Below are 19,337 nucleotides of genomic sequence, written 5' to 3' on the forward strand. Positions count from 1 at the left end.
AGGGGTTAGGGGAGATTTTATTTCATCTCTTTTAATTTACGTGCTGCATCTTCCGCAAAATAGGTCCAAATCCCATCTGCACCTGCGCGACGGCAACACATCAACGATTCTAGAATCACGCTGTCAGAGAGCCAACCATTTTGAATTGCGCCCGCAAGCATGGCGTACTCACCACTGACTTGATAAATGAATGTTGGCACACCAAAAGTATCTTTAACTTCACGAACTACATCGAGATAAGGCATACCCGGTTTGACAATCACCATATCCGCACCTTCTTGCAGATCCAGTGCAATTTCATGCAAGGCTTCGGCACGGTTACCTACGTCCATTTGGTAATTGTATTTATTGCCACCTTTCAGATTGCTGGCAGAACCAACGGCATCACGGAAAGGACCGTAGAAGCTTGAGGCATATTTTGCTGAATAGGCCATGATGTTGGTGTAGATAAAATCGTTTTGCTCAAGTGCTTGGCGAATCGCACCGATACGACCATCCATCATGTCACTTGGTGCAATCACGTCTGCACCAGCCGCAGCATGACTGAGTGCTTGTTTCACTAAGCATTCAACGGTTTCATCATTGAGTACATAACCCGTGTCATCAATAATACCGTCTTGACCGTGAGTGGTATAAGGATCAAGTGCACCATCAGTAATCAAGACCATCTCTGGTAATTCTTTTTTAAGTAGGCGACAGGTCGTCTGAACCAAGCCATTGTCATCCCAAGCGGCTTCTGCTGTTAAGCTTTTATCTTGTTGTGGTGTGACAGGGAATAAGGCAAGTTTTGAAACCCCGAGTTCAAGTAAGGTTTCTGCTTTTTTAAGTAGTAAATCAGCTGACAAGCGTTGCACATTAGGCATGCTTGGAATGTCTTGGGTTTGTTGCTGTCCTGGTAATACAAACACTGGATAAATCAAATGATTCGCAGTTAAATGAGTTTCGCTGACCATGGCACGAAGTTGGTCATTTTTACGGATACGGCGCATGCGAGTCGCAGGAAAAGCTGGACGATTGAACGTATAAGTCATAACAATCTCGATGTTCAGTATTACACTATAGGAATAATTGAGGTATTAAGTCAGGCTAGGGAGAGCTTAGCGCTGTTACCCAATTACAGAACCCCGCTATTGTAGCCCCATATTTTTAGATTTGTGCAAAATAATGGAAAGTTATTCTTTCCATTGAGTGTAGGCCGCGTATGAATGATGTAAAGAGAAACTGGACTGGGAATATTCAGCTAGGTGCCAAGGCAGACCACCAAGTGGTTTTAAAACAGCTGTGCAAGGCATTTAATGCCTGTCCATTTTTTAAATACAGTGGCATGGTCATGCGAGTGGTTGATGATCAGATTGAAGCGTATTTTGAGATGCAGCCAGAACTGGTGGGGAATGTTGCATTTCAGATTCTACACGGAGGTGTCGCAGCCACGATTTTGGACAGTATTGGTGGAGTGGTTGCGATGGAGCAGCTTTATCGCCGTGCTACCCCAGAAGATTTACCAGATACCATCAAAAAAGTATCGCGTTTAGCGACGGTGGATATGCGGGTCGATTATCTGGCACCAGGACGTGGCAAACATTTTATTGCACGTGCTGAAACCTTACGTCTAGGTCGTAAAGGTTGCACCATGCGTATGACCATGGTCAATGATGAAGATAAGGCGATTGCAACCGCAATTGCGTCTTATGCCTATTAATTTAAATCGCAAGACCTCAGCTGTCTTTTAAGCAGTAGTTTCTGTCCTGAACACGGCTTCCTTTTGTCGCTTTGATATCGTATTTCTATCTAGAATGATTTAAGTGTCAGAAAAGGGAGCTTCATTGTGGCAAAGCCAATCCATCATTTCGATTTTCTCAGCCATAATCGTGCAGCTTGGGATCAGCAAGCGAGAGAGCAGCAGGCTTGGTCGCGACCTGTCGGCCATGAACTGATTCACGCAGCTCGTCATGGTGATTGGGAGGTCCATATCACGCCAAGACAATTATCCAAAACATGGCTCGGTGATATTGTCGGAAAAAACATCTTGTGCTTAGCCTCTGCAGGTGGGCAACAAGCACCTGTGTTGGCGGCTGCGGGTGCGAATGTCACAGTCTTTGATCTTTCTGATCAACAATTACAGCAAGACCGAATGGTTGCTGAAAGGGAAGGGCTTCAGCTCAAGACTGTACAAGGAGATATGTGTGATTTGCAGGCATTTCAGGATGCTGAATTTGATCTGATCATCCAACCGATTTCAAACCTGTATGTTGCTGATGTCCAAGCGGTATGGCGGGAATGCTATCGGGTACTCAAACCGCAAGGGGTTTTGATCGCCAGTTTTTATAATCCTGTGGTTTTTATTGCAGATCGCAATCCTGAATATGCCAAACAGGGGCTGATTCATCCGATTTATAAATTACCTTATTCCGATCTTCAAGATCTGAGTGCAGATGCACTCAATGCCAAGATGCAAGCAGGTGAGGCGGTGGTGTTTGGACATAGCCTAACGGATTTAATTCAGGGACAATTGGCTGCAGGTTTTCTTATTCAAAGCTTTTATGAAGATGATCAACCACAACCACGTTTTTTGGTAGATCAATTTATGCCAACCTTTTTGGCAACACGGGCGGTTAAAAATTAATGGCCTATCTTCCTTAAAATATGATTCGATGAGTCTGGTTGGGGTGCGAATATTTTCACCCCAATTGGCTTCGTCATCTTGCAATAGACTGATCACAAAATAATTCCAAAACTGGATAGAGATCTGGAAAAAGTGGATAGAGTCCAGCCATAAATCAGGCTTCAATCATGAAAAGGTTTTTTATGGATTGGAGGAGATAAAAATGGCTCCACGTAATATTGCAGAATGGCAAGATTTCATCACAGGATGTCTGGATTTTCGCCCGAAAGAGGGTGTATTCCGCATTGCTCGTGAGATGTTCACAGAGGCTGAACTTTTCGATTTGGAAATGGAATTGATCTTTGAAAAAGTTTGGATCTATGCCTGCCACGAAAGTGAAATTTCCAACAATCATGATTTTTTAACTGTTCAGATTGGACGCCAACCGCTGATTATTAGCCGTGATGGTCAAGGTCAATTACATGCCATGGTCAATGCCTGTGAGCATCGTGGTGCGACCTTAACCCGTGTGGCTAAAGGTAATCAATCCACCTTTACCTGTCCATTCCATGCTTGGTGTTATAAGTCTGATGGCCGTTTGGTCAAGGTCAAAGCACCTGCTGAATATTGTGAAGATTTTGATAAGTCGAGTCGTGGTCTCAAACAAGGACGCATTGCCAGTTATCGTGGTTTTGTTTTTGTCAGTCTGGACACACAAGCCACAGATACCCTTGAAGACTTTTTGGGGGATGCCAAAGTATTCCTCGATTTAATGGTTGAGCAATCACCTACAGGTGAGCTGGAAGTCCTGCAAGGCAAGTCTGCCTATACTTTTGCAGGAAACTGGAAGCTGCAAAATGAAAATGGTCTGGATGGCTATCACGTCAGTACTGTGCACTATAACTATGTCTCAACCGTACAACATCGTCAACAGGTCAATGCAGCCAAAGGCGATGATCTGGATACCTTGGATTACAGCAAATTGGGGGCAGGTGATAACCAAACCGATGATGGTTGGTTCAGTTTTAAAAATGGTCACAGCGTTTTATTCAGCGATATGCCAAATCCAGCCGTGCGTCCTGGTTATGACACGGTGATGCCTTATCTGGTGGAAAAATATGGTACTAAGCGTGCTGAATGGGCGATGCATCGACTAAGAAATCTAAACCTCTATCCAAGCTTATTCTTCATGGATCAAATCAGTTCTCAACTGCGGATTGTCCGTCCTGTGGCATGGAATAAAACCGAAGTGATTAGTCAATGTTTGGCGGTGAAAGGCGAGTCGACTGAGGCGCGTCGTAACCGCATTCGCCAGTTTGAAGACTTTTTCAATGTCTCTGGCTTAGGTACGCCAGATGATCTGGTGGAATTCCGTGAGCAGCAGAAAGGCTTCCAAGCGCGTTTGGAGCGTTGGAGTGATATTTCCCGTGGGCAGCATAAATGGTGCTATGAGCTGACGCAGAATGCACGGGATCTCGGGATTCAACCTGTGATTACGGGCCGTGAACTGACGCATGAGGGTTTGTATGTCAATCAACATGGTCAATGGCAGCGTTTAATGCTGGATGGTTTAAATCGCAAGGCCTTAAAAATGCAGGATATTACCTACCAGTTAGATACTGTGACAGAGGAGGTCTAAGCCATGACTGCTGAATTACATTTTGCTGTTTCACAATTTTTATATCAGAAGTCTGAACTGTGTGATCGCTATGATTGGGATGCCTATCTGGAACTTTATGATGAAGATAGTGAATATCACATTCCGCAATGGATTGATGATCATCGTTATGTAGAAGATCCGAATCAGGGCCTGTCTTATATCTATTATGCTGATCGCTCAGGTCTGGAAGATCGCGTATTTCGTATCCGTACGGGCAAAGCGGCATCAGCCACGCCATTACCCCGCACGCAGCACAGCATTCAAAATGTACAGGTCAAAACCCTGCAAGATGGCTTGATTGAAGCCAAAGTTGGCTGGAGTACTTTATATAACCGTCAAGGTCTGGAAGGTTGTTTCTATGGACATGCCACTTATCTGCTAAGACCCACAGAGGAAGGATTCCGTATTCGCCGTCAGCACACGATTTTGCTGAATGACAAAATTGATTCGGTCTTAGATTTTTATCATGTTTAAGGGAGCATCATGATGGGACATTCAGTTGCGCTTAATTTTGCCGATGGAAAAACCTTCTTTATTTCAGTTCAAGAGGATGAGTTACTGCTCAATGCCGCGATTCGTCAGGGCATTAATTTACCCTTGGATTGTCGTGAAGGCGTGTGCGGGACTTGTCAGGGACAGTGTGAATCAGGTAGCTATGAACAGGAATATGTGGATGAAGATGCGCTGAGTGAACGTGATCTGGCTGAGCGAAAAATGCTCGCCTGCCAAACGCGAGTCAAATCCAATGCAGCCTTTTATTTTGATCATAGCTCTGAGATGTGTCATGCAGGTGAAACCTTAAAAATTGCCAGCAAAGTGACCAAAGTTGAACTGGTTTCAGAGACCACCGCCATCCTGCATGTCGATGCCAGTTCACATGCCAAGCAACTTGAGTTTCTGCCGGGTCAATACGCCCGTTTGCAGATCCCTGAGACAGAGGATTGGCGTTCTTATTCTTTTGCCAATCGTCCCAATCCAAACAATCAACTGCAATTTTTAATTCGTTTATTACCTGATGGGGTGATGAGTAATTATTTGCGTGAGCGTTGCCAAGTCGGTCAAACCATTATGATGGAAGCGCCTTTGGGCAGTTTCTATTTACGTGAAGTGGAACGACCGCTGGTATTCATTGCTGGTGGCACAGGTCTATCCGCCTTTTTAGGCATGTTAGACAATATTGCCGAGCAAGCGAATGCCCCTACAATCCAGCTGTATTACGGGGTTAATCAGGAAGCCGACCTCTGTGAGCAGTCTCGTTTACAGGCCTATGCTGAACGGATGCCTAATTTTAACTATCAACCTATCATTACCCAAGCCTCAGATCGTTGGCTGGGAAAAACAGGTTATATCCATCAGCATTTGAATCGGGATCAATTGGCGGAACAAGCTTTTGATATGTATTTATGTGGACCACCACCGATGATTGAAGCAGTTAAAAGCTGGCTGGATGATCAAGCATTAAGTAATTACCGTCTCTATAGCGAGAAGTTTTTACAAAGTAATAGCGTACGTACTGCGCTAAGCGCTTAACAGAAAAAAGGATGGAACATCGTAATGACCATCCTTTTTTCTCATCTAATCAAAAACACCATCCTCAGAATTTAAATATGGGATGTATGAAGTAAGACAATCCTAAAGGAGAGATTGGCTCAAGCTTTTTTATTTATCTAACAAACAAAATTTTAACAGAATTTGCTTTTAAGGGAATAAAGATGAAGACAGTTGATGTTAATACAGTAATCAATCGTGACAGCTTATCGCCACTGCAATGGCTGGTATTTACACTGGGTTTCTTGGTATTTTTTTGTGATGGTTTAGATACCGGGATTATTGGTTTTATCGCGCCTGCCTTACTGGATGATTGGGGCATCAGCAAACCAGAGTTGGCACCTGTGCTCAGTGCCGCGTTGGTGGGAATGTCGATTGGTGCAATTATTTCTGGACCATTGGCAGATCGGTTTGGACGCAAAGGGGTGATTGTGTTCACGACCTTATTATTTTCAGTATTTACGATTCTATGTGGTTTTGCTTCTTCCACGCAGGACTTGATGATTTACCGCTTTATTACCGGTGTGGGCTTGGGTGCTGCCATGCCAAATATCAGTACCATCGTTTCAGAATATATGCCTGCGAAACGTAAAGCCTTTTTGACTGGGTTAGCAGGTTGTGGGTTTATGTTGGGGATTTCCTGTGGTGGTCTATTGTCTGCCTATTTACTGGAAAATCTCGGTTGGGCCAAAGTGGTGATTTTGGGTGGCATTATTCCCTTGTTCCTCGTGGCGGTGTTATTAGTGAAATTACCAGAATCAGTCCCGTATCTGATTAAACGAGAGCAGCAAGCCAAAGCGCAACAGATTCTGGCAAAGATTCAAGGTTATGCATTTACCGATACTGTTAAAATCGAGTTGCCACACCTTGACGTGGATCGCAGTGAAAGCCCAGTGAAAACAGTTTTGGGCAAATATCTGTGGGGCTCTGTGATGTTATGGCTGTGCTGTTTTATGAGCCTGTTAGTGTTCTACTTGCTGACCAGTTGGATGCCAACCATTTTAAAAACCGCAGGTTTTAGCACACAGCAGTTTAGTTTAATTGCCGCGATTTTCCCTTTTGGTGGGGTGATAGGTGCTGTCATCATGGGCTGGTATATGGATAAACTGAATCCAACTCAGGTGATTAAATATGCTTACCTGACTGCATTTATCATGTTTATCGTTGCGGGCTTTGTCAGTTCCAGTATCCTATTGCTTGGCATCAGTATTTTCCTGATCGGTGCATTACTGACAGGGGCGCAATCATCACTGCTACCTTTGGCGGCATTGTTTTATCCATCACAGTGTCGTGCGGTAGGGGTGTCATGGATGCATGGGATTGGCCGAGTGGGTGCTATCTTTGGGGCATTCTTTGGTTCTTACATCTTTACCTATGAGATCAGTCTTGGTGGAATTTTCTATCTGCTGGCCTTGCCAACGTTTATTGCTTTTATTGCCTTAAGTTTAAAAGCTATGCGTCAGAACAATAAAGCCAATCCAGTGTTAAGCACGAGTTAATAGATAAAAGCCCAGTACACAAAGACTGGGCTTTTTTATGTTTAAGATCGTTCAATCTGCTTTATTTCGGGTCTCACTGGGTTTTTCCCCAAATTCATCTTTATAGTCTTGAGCAAAACGGCTGAGATGATTAAAGCCCCAGTCATAGGCTAGTTTTGAAATTGAGATTTTCTGCTGCTTATCAGCACGACTCAAGGTTTTATAAATTTGCTGCAACCGATATTTGCGTAAATAGGCCATTGGACTCAGGCCATAATACTGCTGAAATTCTTCATAGAGTTTGGATTTAGACACACCTGCCAAAATGTGGAGACTTTCGGCATTTAGGGCTTCATGGGCATGCTGAATGATAAAGTTTTTTACTTTGCGCAGGTATGCTGGCTCTCCTCGTTTGCAGCGTTCATGTAGCGCCGCAGAATAATTATTTTCCTGAGACAGCAGTAAGGCCTTAATTACAAAATTTTCATAGTCTTCCGAAAACATGGGTAGGCCAGAAAAGTCCGCATAGTGGGATTTAAGCTGCAAAAAGTTTTCAATATTGTGCCACCATGCCTTCATCAGACCAGTCATCGACAGGGAAATTTCAGGGTTAAAGACGATGGCTTCTTCAATCGGATGATTGAGCAGTTCGGACAGAACCAGTTGCAGGCTGTTTTCAGGAATCACCACCTGAAATTTTTGACAGTCCTGATTAATGATCAAGTCCTGTAAGTCCTGATTAGAGACAATTAAACCCGTTTGTGCATCGGACTGGTACTTCGCGCCACGGATACTCAGCGTTTGTTTGCCGCGAAAGGGCAGGCTGATGCTATAGGCTTTCAGATTGGCAATATTGATGGCGACATTGGCTCCATAACTGATGGTTCCGATCGCCATTTTTTTATGCGGTAAACGAATCCCGTCATAATGAAAATCGAGTGTTTCTCGACATAGGGTATCCAAGCGGTGTTCACCACAGATCATTGACATCAGATCTTGAGCAAAATCGGCCTGATGCGAATGATGGATAAGATCCATGTTTTGGCTGAGTGATGTCATCGTCCTTTCACCTAGCTAGTGTTTGTTGTTTTAGCAGCAAGAAAAATGCCATTTTGATCCATAAATGACCGTGCTTTTCTCGCGTGGAAGAATGGGTTACTTCACAAAAATCAATATTCCACCTAAGTTCATTAGAACAAATTCAGCCAAATACACAAGTCTATTCCACATATATCTTCATGCTTTATAGGTATGTTCAGTGGCGTTGCATCAAGGGGGGGTGAAGATCATTCGCTTAGAATCCAAACTTTAAGTTTCTTATCAGTGTAAAAATATCAATTTATAAGAATTGAACGCATCAGTTATATTTTTTATTCTCGTCATGTGATTTTTTATCGTTAAAATGCGAAATAATTTTTTATCCGTGTTTTGCACTTTGGTTTTTTAACATTCAGTTAAGTTTTCAAACATAGACTGATCGGCTGATCAAACCAAAAGTTAAAAAGTCTCTTTAATTTTCAGGAATAACCTATGACTGACGCCCAAGCCAATCCACAGGATGCTACTGTAAATTCGGCATCAGATGATGCAATGAAAGCAAAACGTAAAAAGTTTCTCGGATTTTTCGCACTCATTCTCATTCTCGCTGCAATTCTGTATGGCATTTGGGCGTTATTCTTTAACCATTCGGTCAGTACTGATAATGCTTATGTCGGTGCAGAAACTGCACAAATTACCTCAATGGTCAGTGGGCAGGTGGCAGAAGTACTAGTTAAAGAGACACAACAAGTCAAACAAGGCGATGTGTTGGTGCGTATTGATGAACGTGATGCCAAGATTCAATTGGCTCAGGCGCAGGCAGAACTTGCTAAAGCACAACGTCAATACAAACAAAGCCAAGCCAACAGCAGTTCTTTGAATTCTCAGGTTGTCGTCCGTAACGATGAAATTACCAGTGCACAAGCACAAGTGACCAAAGCACAAGCTGATTACGATCGCGCTGCATTAGAGCTTAAACGCCGTAATGAACTGGCTGCGACAGGTGCAATTTCTAAAGAAGAATTGAGTAAGGCGCAAAGTGCGGTTTCAACTGCAAAAGCAAGTCTGGATTTGGCTCAAGCTGGTTTGGCACAAGCAACATCAAGCCGTAAAGCGGCTGAAAGTACCTTTGCTGCCAATGAGGCCTTGATTCAAGGGGTGAATGAAGCATCAACGCCTGATGTATTGGTGGCGAAAGCACATGTAGAACAGGCCACATTGGACTTAGAACGTACGGTGATTCGTGCGCCTGTTGATGGTGTCATCGCACGCCGTAATATTCAGATTGGACAAAGGGTTGCGCCAGGTACGGTGATGATGTCTGTGGTACCAGTTTCTGCACTGTATGTTGATGCCAACTATAAAGAAAGCCAATTGGCGAAAGTCAAAGCAGGGCAGAAAGTAACTTTACGTTCTGACTTATATGGTGATGACGTGGTTTATCACGGTACGGTACAAGGTTTCTCAGGCGGTACAGGTGCAGCATTTGCTCTGATTCCTGCGCAAAATGCCACAGGAAACTGGATTAAAGTGGTACAGCGTTTACCTGTGCGTATCAACCTTGATCCGAAAGAACTTGCAGAACATCCATTGCGTGTAGGGTTGTCGATGCAAGCGGATATTGATCTCGCATCGAAGTAATCAGCCATGAAAACGCAAAATCCATTTGCAGAACTTAGTGGCGGGCGCTTACTGCTTGCCGCCTTTGTGATCGCGCTTTCCAATTTTATGGTGGTACTGGATACCACCATTGCCAACGTTTCTGTCCCTCATATCACGGGGAACCTTGCGGTTTCTAGCTCACAAGGCACGTGGGTCATTACTTCTTATGCTGTTGCTGAGGCAATTTGTGTCCCTTTAACCGGTTGGTTGGCTGGACGCTTTGGTACAGTGCGCGTGTTTGTTTTTGGCCTGATTGGGTTCACCATCTTTTCTTTCCTATGTGGTTTAGCAACTTCGCTGGAAATGCTGGTATTTTTCCGTATCGGGCAAGGCCTGTGTGGTGGCCCACTCATGCCACTGAGCCAAACGTTACTGATGCGGATTTTCCCACCAGAAAAGCATGCACAAGCGATGGGGCTCTGGGCGATGACCACGGTGATTGGACCAATTCTTGGACCGATCCTTGGCGGCTTAATTAGTGACAATCTCTCTTGGCACTGGATCTTCTTTATCAATATTCCTGTGGGTATTTTCTGTGTTTTAGCAGCGATACGTTTGTTGTCTGTGGCTGAAACTAAAACTGAAAAACTGCGGATCGATGCCATTGGTTTAGGATTGTTGGTACTCTGGATTGGCGCACTGCAATTGATGCTCGATCTAGGGCATGAACGTGATTGGTTTAATAGCAGCAGTATTATCATGCTGGCCTTGATTGCGGTGGTTGGCTTCATTGTGTTTATGATCTGGGAGCTGACCGAAAAGCATCCCGTGGTCAATCTGTATGTGTTCCGACATCGGGGCTTCGCCGTGTCTGTATTGGCATTGGCCTTTGGCTTTGGTTCCTTTTTTGGCAGTATTGTGCTGATTCCGCAGTGGTTACAGATTAACTTGGGCTATACCGCCACATGGGCAGGTTATCTCACTGCCACCATGGGCTTTGGTAGTCTGACCATGTCGCCAATTGTGGCGAAATTGTCGACCAAATATGACCCACGTGCCTTGGCCAGTTTTGGTTTGGCTCTGCTCGGTGTTGTGACTCTGATGCGTGCCTTCTGGGTCACTGATGCGGACTTTATGTCTTTGGCTTGGCCGCAAATCTTGCAAGGTTTTGCAGTGCCTTTCTTCTTTATTCCGCTGTCTAATATTGCAATGGGCTCAGTCTTGCCGCAAGAAATGGCATCGGCCGCAGGTTTGATGAACTTCCTGAGAACCATGGCAGGGGCGATTGGTGCTTCAATCGCAGTTACCATATGGGATGATCATGCCAAAGTGGCACGTAGTGAAATGGTGAATAACTTGCATCCACAAGAAGTACAAAATACTTTATTGCAAAATGGATTCTCCTCTGATGCGACGCTCGCCACGATTGCCAATCTGGTGGATAAAGAGGCGATTACCATGTCTGCCAATCATGTGTTTATGTTATTGGCGATTGTGTTTGTCTTTGCCAGTGCCCTGATCTGGATGAGTCCAAAACCGAAACCTATGGCTGGTGGACCAGCACCACATTAAAGTAAATAGGGACTTGAAAAAGTAAGTTCCGCAACAATATAGGGTTATAAGCGCATATTTTGCTCGATGCTTAGAAATTAAGATTTAAATTCTAGTCATCTATGCTATGATTGCGCTGTACTTTGGGGATGTTCCTGGCTTCGACGCTGGTGATGAAACTCATAGATGCATGCCGAGAGCGCATTTCCTCTCGTAAATCAAATTTGCATTTTTTAGTCGCAAACGACGAATCATACGCTCTAGCTGCCTAAGGGCAGCTTGTCCGCCTCTCTGAATACTTGTGGTTAGAGAGTCCGACTGAAGCGCACGCACACAAGTCCGTATAAAGCCAAGCCTCGGGGCTTTGTACTAAACTTAGAGGATCGCGATTTGTACCCTGTTCGTCGGGTCACAAAGAGTTAAAATAGTAGACGATATCTAAGCATGTAGTATTCTCGAGCGTAGTGCTGGCGGACGCGGGTTCGACTCCCGCCATCTCCACCAAAATATTATTCGGGATTGTTCAATCCGATATAAAAAAGCCTTTAAGTTCAATACTTAAAGGCTTTTTTATTTGCCTGTTTGTCCGATATCATCCGACTTGATTTGACCTTATTTTTGCCTTTTAAGGGGCAAAATTGGGACAATTTGACCCACAATATTCAAAATGAGTGGGACAGGAAAAATGGCACTAACTGATGTGGAATGCAAAAAGGCATTACCTAAAGAAAAGCAATATCGATTATCAGATTCTAATGGGTTGTCACTCATCATTGATCCCAAAGGGGGTAAATATTGGGCGCTTCGACTTACGGTTGATGGGCAAAGAAAATCTAAAGCACTAGGGCAGTATCCTGATCTAAGTTTGAAAAAAGCTCGTGAAATTGCTTTAGATATAAAATATAAGTTTTCTCGTGTAGAGGCGGTTGATGAGTTAAAACCACTTTTTAAAGAGGTGGCTGAAGACTGGTTTGAGAACCAAAGAGAGACTTGGTCATCTAAACATATTAGTAATGTGCGAGCATCTTTAGATGAGCTTTATATTGCTCTAGCCAATAAACGTATTAATCAAATTCAAGCACCAGAGATATTGCAGATAATCAAAAAGATTGAAGCTAGGGGCTCTTTAGAGGTGGCTAAGCGTGTGGTATGGTCATGAAATATGCCATAGCTCATGGATACAGATACGATAATCCAGCAAGTGATTTGGTCTATGCACTCAAGAATAAAAAAGTGAAGAACTTAGCTTCATTATCAGAAAGCGAAATGCCTGAATTCCTTAGACACATCAAAACGTATCCAGCAGATGCTTAAATAATAGAGCCTAATTTAGGCTAGAATGAAATTGCAAAGGCTATATAGACGGGTTTCTGTGACTCCAGCTTCGCCCAAGTAGTCAGTATGATAATAGTGTTCTGATTTGAACATTTTTATAGAAATTAAGCAGTAGTTGTTTAAAAAGATGATTGGGGTAAATTCGGGTGAAAATCTACAACTTATATTTTTTAACAAACAGATTTCATTGGAGATTTTTGGTCAGTTAAACTGCCGCCACCTCGGAATTATTCGTCAAGAATAAATTGGAGATCTTCGCTGAAGATATGCTACGACATTAGGTCTACATTTCATAAAGATTGAAGCTTAGTATTTTGATGTATTTGTTGCTTAATTCATTAAATATTTGTTTTAGCTTATGATATAATGAAAATTAATTTCTCTTTTATTTTTAGAATTAAGTGAATTAGAAAATAATAGAGACATTGCTATAAGATTTTAAGTCTGATTAAATAATTAAATGCGGGGTTGGAAAATAGTATATGATTACAGAAACAGATACCATTAATAGATTGGAAAGAGCATTAGTTAATCTATTGTTTAGTCTGTCGGGGGTACCTAATTATAATAAATTAAAAAATCAAATTTTAACAATTAATCGTAAGCTACGAATTACAAGAGAGTTGGCTAATACGAAATATATTGCTATAGCAGGAACCCAAAGTGCTGGAAAATCACGACTGATTCGTGAAATTTATAACTTAGATGCTAAATGGTTATTGGAAAATGAAGGACGAAGTGAACAATTACCACTCTTTATTCTTGAAAAGCAAAGTTGTACAGAACCTTATGCTGTTAAAGTTGAGTTAGATGAAGAAAAAGGGATAGAACAAGAAGTAAAAATTGAATCAGATGAATTGCAGGAAATATTGAGAAATTATAAGTCTGATAACACAATACTATTAGTCAAGTTATATGTCCCTATAAAGCATTTTAAAGGTGAAGAGTTTGGCTTTGTATTATTGCCAGGTTATGAGCTAGAAACGCGTGTAAATGAAAAATGGCAAGAATTGATGCGCCATACTTTAATCCATGCATTAGGGTGTATTTTAGTTACGGATGAAACACGTCTTGCAGCAAATAGCTCACGAAAAATATTAAATGATTTACATAGTAAGTATTTAGAATATCGTCATCCAATCATTGCTGTAACTAAAACAGAAAATTTAACTGATGAGCAACGGCAAGAGTTGAAAGCAACTGCAGCTGAAGTTTTTCAGTTTTCAGAACAGCAATTAGCTAATATTGTGTTAACAGGTGCATCTGATGATGAATATAAGAATAGGTGGGAACAAGCATTAATTTTTGCAGTTTATAATAATACACTTAGTTCTAGAGAGTCAGAAAATGCAAAATATAGTGAGTTAGATGAAATTTTATCTAGTGAGATAGATTTCATTATTGATCAAATTGAAGATGATTTACTTTCTATGGGATTGAAATCTGCAGTTGGAAAAGATAAAAATGTTGAAGAAATCTTATCAAAATTTGATGAGGCTCAAGCAAAATTTAAAAAAAGCTATAGTAGAAAGCTTGTTGCTCAAACTCAAAGCTATGTAAATGCAGCTATAGAAAGTGCTGAAAAATCCTATAAAAATAATGAAGAGGGCTTCGGGAATTGGCTAAAAAATACAACCAATACATTGATACAAAATAGTGATAGTGGTCGTCATAAAGAACGGATTAGACAGTTTTGGTTAGATAATCACAATTCAGAGGATAGTCAGCCAAGAACAATCATCGAAAGTAATTTATTAGCCTTGTCATATCTGTCTAAAGAACAATTGAAGTTAGATATTGCTATAAATTATGAACGAAATGGTAACATGGTAATTAATACACAAGAGATATTGGGAGAAACATCTCATGATAAGATTACTTTGCTTAATAAACCTGAGGTAAAAGATGGACTCAGTTTATTATTTCGTCCTGATTTAGTAAAAGAAAAGGATAATATAAAATTTGATGAAAACTCTGATTTTCCAAAAGCAATAGCATTAGTACCAGCCATTGTCATGGAATATGCACGTATAATGCAAATTGCTACAATCGCAACACCCAGCATAAATATTGAAAAAGGTATGAGTGAGTCTCAGTTAATTGAGAATATTGCAAAATCTACCAGTGACAGTCTACCGAAATTCAAAGAGTCATTTATACCTATAATAAGAACAATGGCTACTATTCTTGCTGTAGATATTGTTGCAGATGCAAAAATTGATACGATTCCTGCATTAATCTCAGTATTATCTGGAAATAGCACTGCTACTGCAGGAGCAGTTGGTATTGGTGGAACAGTATCTATGGTAGCGGCAGGCGTTATTATTACAGGTTATCTGGCTTATCAAATAGGAAAGGAAACAGAGAACTATCATAATAGTCAGAAGGAATATATTTCGGCCGTATTAGGACATTATGGTGATGCAAATGTGCAAACATCATTGGAACATTATGATGATGTAATGGAAAATATTCGTGAAGTAATACGTAATAATCTAGATAAGGCATATGGATTGAATAAAGATTTGCTTAAAAAAGACACAATATATCGTTGTCTAAATACAGTAAAAAATTCTCAAGAAAATTTACAAAGGTTATTAAGTGGAAAACAATCGAGATTGGCTTGAGCTTTATAGCCAACGCGATCAATGGGCAACAAAAGCATATCAGGATTTCCTTGATCAGGTTGATCCTGACTTAGAAGCTGATTTAACACGCTCTGATCAAATTACTATAGTTGTTTATGGTTCGACACAAGTAGGAAAGACAACCTTAATCCTAAAACTGCTTAGGATTAAGGATGATTGTATAGATGAAGTTTCTAAACCATTACGTGGTGGTCGGGAAATTGGAAAATCGTCAACGGTTATGCCTATTCGTTATCGTAAATCTGTGGATGATCAGTGGCATTTTCGAGATAGTCAAAATAAGTCTATTGATGTAAATACAGTCGATGAATATTTTGGAAAACTACGAGAAGCAGTAGAACAAGGTAAGTCATGGAAAAAAGAGATTATTGATGTTCATATCCCTAATAAATATTTTTATCATGATGTAGATCAGAAACCATTAGATATTCGTATTTTGGATTTACCAGGAATTCAAGCAAGAGATGAAAATGAACAAAAGCATGTAGAAGAAATTGCTAGAATATATGCAAGAACAGCTGATATTGTACTTTTGGTTGGGCGACTAGATGATTTATCTTTCCTAAATCCTGAGAGATTAGTATTAAATGAATTTAAATCTTGGACATCACAGTTAAATCGGTTTAGGGTTGTTTTAACATATTCTTTTTCACCAGTAACAGTTTTAGATTATGTAAAGGCTAATAAAGAGTATTTTGACTTAGACAGTTTTAAGCAAAGGATTGCTGAGCAACTCTGTACTCATGATTTTATCAGTTCGAATGAATATAAAGAAATAATATTTCCATTGGAGTTTGGACGCTCATTGGTGAACATAGAAAGTAAGCATCCTAGTTATTTTGATGTAATCCAAAAAGTTAATCATGATTCATTTGTTGCACTTTATGATAGTTTACATAAGGCTGCAAATCCTTATGCTCGTTTCATGAATGGTTTTAATGTTCAATATTTGGTTAAACAAAAAATTAATAATGAACAAAATAACTATGAGAAGCAATGTAAAAAACTGAATGAAAAAATGGAAAAATATAAAGCAGATAGAGATTGTTTGGAAAATATTTGTGGTGATTATGAATATAAGAAACAAAAAGTTCAGGGTGAAATTGATGATTTATTGGATATAGAGAAGAAATCATTTATTACAGATATGATTAAGCAGTTTTCAAAAATTTCTAATTCACAGAAACCGGATGCACATACTGTTCCTGCATTAAAGACTTGGCTCAAAAAGACGATGATACTATTGAGCCAGAGTTGGACAGCAGTAGAAACTAATTCAATTTTAAAACTGGAGGAGTTTTATCTTGGGCAGCCTCCATCATTAGATACAGCCAACTTGGCATCTTGTTATAAAATGTTGAGTGACTATTGGTTTGATGACTACTGGTCTGCTGCGAGTTTCAACAAAGATTTCGATATTTTACATCAGGCAATAGAGCAGGAAATTGCTAACTTTGCTAAAGATGCTGATAAACAAATTAAACAATATTGCAAAAAAAAATTAATACAAAAGAAGAAGGAATTTCAAAAGATTAGAGAAGAAATTAGATCATTTGAGTTTTCGAAAGATGAGATAGAACAGAAAGTGAGAGAGATTGAAAATACATTAAAAGTTCTGAATGATAAACATGAAAAATTTATTGTAAGTATGATAGATGCGAAAGGACATGCAGAAAGTTTTCAAGATCTGATGAAACGCTCATTCGAAGATGCATGTAAGCAGTCAAAGAGAGATTTTATTTATGAAAAAGATATAGTTAAAAAATTCCATAGGTTGTGGTATGGCATGGTGTTAGAACAACAATATGCTAAATTTTCTGAGGTAAAATACTAATGTTAAATGAAACTGAAATTCTAAATGTGAATGATACGTCAATGGATGACCTAAAAAATCTTGTTGATAATATTATTAATACACCATTAAATGATAATTTTGAAAAACATATTGATGATTTAAAATGGAATGTTGATAGTGCTAAAGAAAAAATAAAAGAAAATATTTCTATAAGTAATAATACAAAAAAAGAATTAAAAATATTAATTGAGGAGAATATTGATGGTTTTGATGCTGTTAAAGAATTAATTGGATATCACAGTAAACTAATAGTGCGCAGTGTAAGTGAAAGAGTTAATGATATTGAAAACATTTTGAAAGTATCTGAGCAGAAAACGATGCAATTAGCAAAAGATTATAAGGAGGGTTGTGATGAGAAATTGGAAAATATAAAAAATGAATTACATAAAAACTTATTGCATATTGATACTCAATTTAATGATATGGAAAAATTTTTAAGAGATCAATCTGAAAATACTATAAACAAATTTGAATTAATGAAAAAACAATTAAATGAGAGTTCTGAAGAGTTAAAAAATCTTTCTTTACAAATCGATACCCAACGTCAAGAAAATAGTAAATTACAGGTTGGATTAATCATCGTAAGTATTGTTAATTTAGTTCTTATTATTGTATTGAATTATATTGATTTTCAAAGTTAATCTAATGCGCTTATTTGAATTTTTAAAGAATATTGGATGCAGTTACGAATATTCTTGTTAAAAGTCTGATTTGCCAAAACTAAAAAGCTTATTACGATACATTGTAAACTAGTACGAATCATTCAGATTTACTATCATTTATTGAGTTAATTTTGGATATAATGTTTGATTGAACAATAAATTATGATAGGCCGTACAAGCAGTCTTCTTCTCGTCTAAAATATTGAGTGCGAGGAGTTCAAAGGCCTAGAATCACTTGATTTGGCTTAAAACCCTCGATAACTGTATTGGAGACTAACTTGATAAAGGCTTCGGTTTTTCCGTAAGCCATCCACTGATCAAGAGCCTCATAGTAAGCCAAACGATTTTCTACTGTAAACACACAAGGAGGATAGCCTGCTTTTAATAGTTCAAGATTCATTAAAAGACGTGAAGTACGTCCATTACCATCAATGAATGGGTGAATACCAATAAAGTCTGCATGAACTTTTGCTGCACGTTCGATAGGGTGTAATGTCTGTGCTGTTATACCAATCAACTAACTAGACCATTTTGTTATTGAGTAAGGTATAGTCAGAAGGCGTAGTTGTAGCACCAGAGATTAATACGTTTTATTGGCGATATCGCCCTGCATTGTCATCATCTATATTTTTCAAAATGAGCTGATGGATATTGCGAATTTGCCATTCAGAAAATGACTCTTCCTTTCTAATAATGTCTTCGACGTAATAAATCGCATTTCTATGGTTGATTGCCCCGAAATGTTCTCGTAATGCTTTTCCGCCAACAGTTATGCCTTCCAAAACAACTTTTGTTTCCAACAATGTAAGTGTATTGCCTTCGATTGCATTTGAATGGTATGTCCAGCGAACAATAAGATCTTCTTGTAGATTCTTTATAATAGTTGGAGAAAGAGGACTATGCTGATCTAATTTTGCTTTTAAAGCATCAATCTTTTCAAACATAATCTTGTCCCTGCAGTTGTGTTCTTAAATGATACATGAAAAAGTAATACTATAACATATCGTTTAATGTGAAATGCACACGTGTTAAAATCAGTATCCAAGTTCAAATCCTAAAGGTGAATTTGAACAAAATTAGTTTTAAGATTTAATACACTAAATTTAATTTGGGTACAGAATATTTTAAGTTATAAAATAAGTATTTAAAATCATTGATTTGGGTTTTGAGTTCAACTGACGCCATCACCAGAATTTGTTATATAAATCAGCTATTTTCATAAATGGCTTTTTTATTAGACAAGTTTAGCCTGCTTTGAGCATATCCATCTTGGGCTTCTTCTTCTTATTTTGCATGTATTTGGTGCAGTGTTTCATCATTTGCAAACTGTGATCCATAGAGCTTTTATGAACATTCGT

At 39.6% G+C, this 19,337-nt stretch carries 13 protein-coding genes, 1 other RNA gene and 2 pseudogenes; 13 read left to right on the top strand and 3 right to left on the bottom strand.

What is annotated here, in order from left to right; translation table 11 throughout:
* Positions 1–17: 17 nt before the first annotated feature.
* Positions 18–1,031 (bottom strand): porphobilinogen synthase, encoded by a 1,014-nt coding sequence (gene hemB, locus F3J02_RS05390; protein ID WP_167248042.1) that lies wholly within the window; start codon positions 1,029–1,031, stop codon positions 18–20.
* A 170-nt stretch (positions 1,032–1,201) separates the two neighbouring features.
* Here hemB and F3J02_RS05395 point away from each other — a divergent pair, with 170 nt between their 5' ends.
* The 6 genes from F3J02_RS05395 (at position 1,202) to F3J02_RS05420 (ending at position 7,309) form a co-directional block, all read left to right on the top strand.
* A complete protein-coding gene (locus F3J02_RS05395; protein WP_167248043.1) occupies positions 1,202–1,699 on the top strand; it encodes a thioesterase family protein in 498 nt (165 codons plus the stop codon).
* A gap of 126 nt (positions 1,700–1,825) precedes the next feature.
* Complete coding sequence (locus F3J02_RS05400) at positions 1,826–2,623, top strand: class I SAM-dependent methyltransferase (protein WP_167248044.1); 798 nt, start codon at positions 1,826–1,828, stop codon at positions 2,621–2,623.
* Between the two features lie 202 nt (positions 2,624–2,825).
* Positions 2,826–4,241: an anthranilate 1,2-dioxygenase large subunit gene (gene antA, locus F3J02_RS05405; protein WP_167248045.1), complete on the top strand. Its 1,416-nt coding sequence runs from the start codon at positions 2,826–2,828 to the stop codon at positions 4,239–4,241.
* A 3-nt stretch (positions 4,242–4,244) separates the two neighbouring features.
* The gene (antB, locus tag F3J02_RS05410) at positions 4,245–4,736 is read left to right on the top strand and encodes an anthranilate 1,2-dioxygenase small subunit (RefSeq protein WP_167248046.1); all 492 of its coding nucleotides are present in this window, start codon (positions 4,245–4,247) and stop codon (positions 4,734–4,736) included.
* Between the two features lie 6 nt (positions 4,737–4,742).
* Positions 4,743–5,792: an anthranilate 1,2-dioxygenase electron transfer component AntC gene (gene antC / locus F3J02_RS05415; RefSeq protein ID WP_167248377.1), complete on the top strand. Its 1,050-nt coding sequence runs from the start codon at positions 4,743–4,745 to the stop codon at positions 5,790–5,792.
* Positions 5,793–5,974: 182 nt separating this feature from the next.
* A complete protein-coding gene (locus F3J02_RS05420) occupies positions 5,975–7,309 on the top strand; it encodes an MFS transporter (protein WP_167248047.1) in 1,335 nt (444 codons plus the stop codon).
* A 51-nt stretch (positions 7,310–7,360) separates the two neighbouring features.
* Here the strand turns inward: F3J02_RS05420 and F3J02_RS05425 are convergent, their stop codons facing one another.
* Positions 7,361–8,347, bottom strand: a complete 987-nt coding sequence (locus tag F3J02_RS05425; RefSeq protein WP_167248048.1) for an AraC family transcriptional regulator — start codon at positions 8,345–8,347, stop codon at positions 7,361–7,363.
* A gap of 471 nt (positions 8,348–8,818) precedes the next feature.
* On the opposite strand from F3J02_RS05425, the gene F3J02_RS05430 reads away from it, so the two are divergent.
* From F3J02_RS05430 to F3J02_RS05460, 7 genes and pseudogenes are all read left to right on the top strand, one after another.
* Positions 8,819–9,967, top strand: coding sequence for an HlyD family efflux transporter periplasmic adaptor subunit (locus tag F3J02_RS05430; protein WP_167248049.1), 1,149 nt, complete (start codon positions 8,819–8,821; stop codon positions 9,965–9,967).
* A 6-nt stretch (positions 9,968–9,973) separates the two neighbouring features.
* Complete coding sequence (locus tag F3J02_RS05435) at positions 9,974–11,500, top strand: DHA2 family efflux MFS transporter permease subunit (protein WP_167248050.1); 1,527 nt, start codon at positions 9,974–9,976, stop codon at positions 11,498–11,500.
* A 124-nt stretch (positions 11,501–11,624) separates the two neighbouring features.
* Positions 11,625–11,983, top strand: a transfer-messenger RNA (tmRNA) gene (ssrA, locus tag F3J02_RS05440).
* A gap of 181 nt (positions 11,984–12,164) precedes the next feature.
* A pseudogene (locus F3J02_RS05445) lies at positions 12,165–12,790 on the top strand (tyrosine-type recombinase/integrase); the annotation flags it as partial.
* Positions 12,791–13,296: 506 nt separating this feature from the next.
* Entirely contained in the window at positions 13,297–15,441 is a 2,145-nt protein-coding gene (locus tag F3J02_RS05450) for a hypothetical protein (RefSeq protein WP_167248051.1), read from the top strand.
* On the top strand, positions 15,416–17,296 hold the full coding sequence (locus tag F3J02_RS05455; protein WP_167248052.1) for a GTPase domain-containing protein: 1,881 nt from the start codon (positions 15,416–15,418) through the stop codon (positions 17,294–17,296). Before F3J02_RS05450 ends, F3J02_RS05455 begins: the two co-directional genes overlap by 26 nt.
* Positions 17,296–17,958 (top strand): hypothetical protein, encoded by a 663-nt coding sequence (locus F3J02_RS05460; protein WP_167248053.1) that lies wholly within the window; start codon positions 17,296–17,298, stop codon positions 17,956–17,958. Before F3J02_RS05455 ends, F3J02_RS05460 begins: the two co-directional genes overlap by 1 nt.
* A gap of 238 nt (positions 17,959–18,196) precedes the next feature.
* Here the strand turns inward: F3J02_RS05460 and F3J02_RS05465 are convergent.
* Positions 18,197–18,923 (bottom strand): annotated as a pseudogene (locus F3J02_RS05465) (Fic family protein).
* Between the last annotated feature and the right edge of the window lie 414 nt (positions 18,924–19,337).

The organism is Acinetobacter sp. Tr-809, from assembly GCF_011753255.1.
Taxonomy (GTDB): Bacteria; Pseudomonadota; Gammaproteobacteria; order Pseudomonadales; family Moraxellaceae; genus Acinetobacter.

What these genes read in the sequence shown, in the direction of transcription:
- hemB (WP_167248042.1), bottom strand. Translation starts at nt 1,031, where the DNA reads ATGACTTATACGTTCAATCGTCCAGCTTTTCCTGCGACTCGCATGCGC.
- F3J02_RS05395 (WP_167248043.1), top strand. Translation starts at nt 1,202, where the DNA reads ATGAATGATGTAAAGAGAAACTGGACTGGGAATATTCAGCTAGGTGCC.
- antA (WP_167248045.1), top strand. Translation starts at nt 2,826, where the DNA reads ATGGCTCCACGTAATATTGCAGAATGGCAAGATTTCATCACAGGATGT.
- antB (WP_167248046.1), top strand. Translation starts at nt 4,245, where the DNA reads ATGACTGCTGAATTACATTTTGCTGTTTCACAATTTTTATATCAGAAG.
- F3J02_RS05420 (WP_167248047.1), top strand. Translation starts at nt 5,975, where the DNA reads ATGAAGACAGTTGATGTTAATACAGTAATCAATCGTGACAGCTTATCG.
- F3J02_RS05425 (WP_167248048.1), bottom strand. Translation starts at nt 8,347, where the DNA reads ATGACATCACTCAGCCAAAACATGGATCTTATCCATCATTCGCATCAG.
- F3J02_RS05430 (WP_167248049.1), top strand. Translation starts at nt 8,819, where the DNA reads ATGACTGACGCCCAAGCCAATCCACAGGATGCTACTGTAAATTCGGCA.
- F3J02_RS05435 (WP_167248050.1), top strand. Translation starts at nt 9,974, where the DNA reads ATGAAAACGCAAAATCCATTTGCAGAACTTAGTGGCGGGCGCTTACTG.
- F3J02_RS05450 (WP_167248051.1), top strand. Translation starts at nt 13,297, where the DNA reads ATGATTACAGAAACAGATACCATTAATAGATTGGAAAGAGCATTAGTT.
- F3J02_RS05460 (WP_167248053.1), top strand. Translation starts at nt 17,296, where the DNA reads ATGTTAAATGAAACTGAAATTCTAAATGTGAATGATACGTCAATGGAT.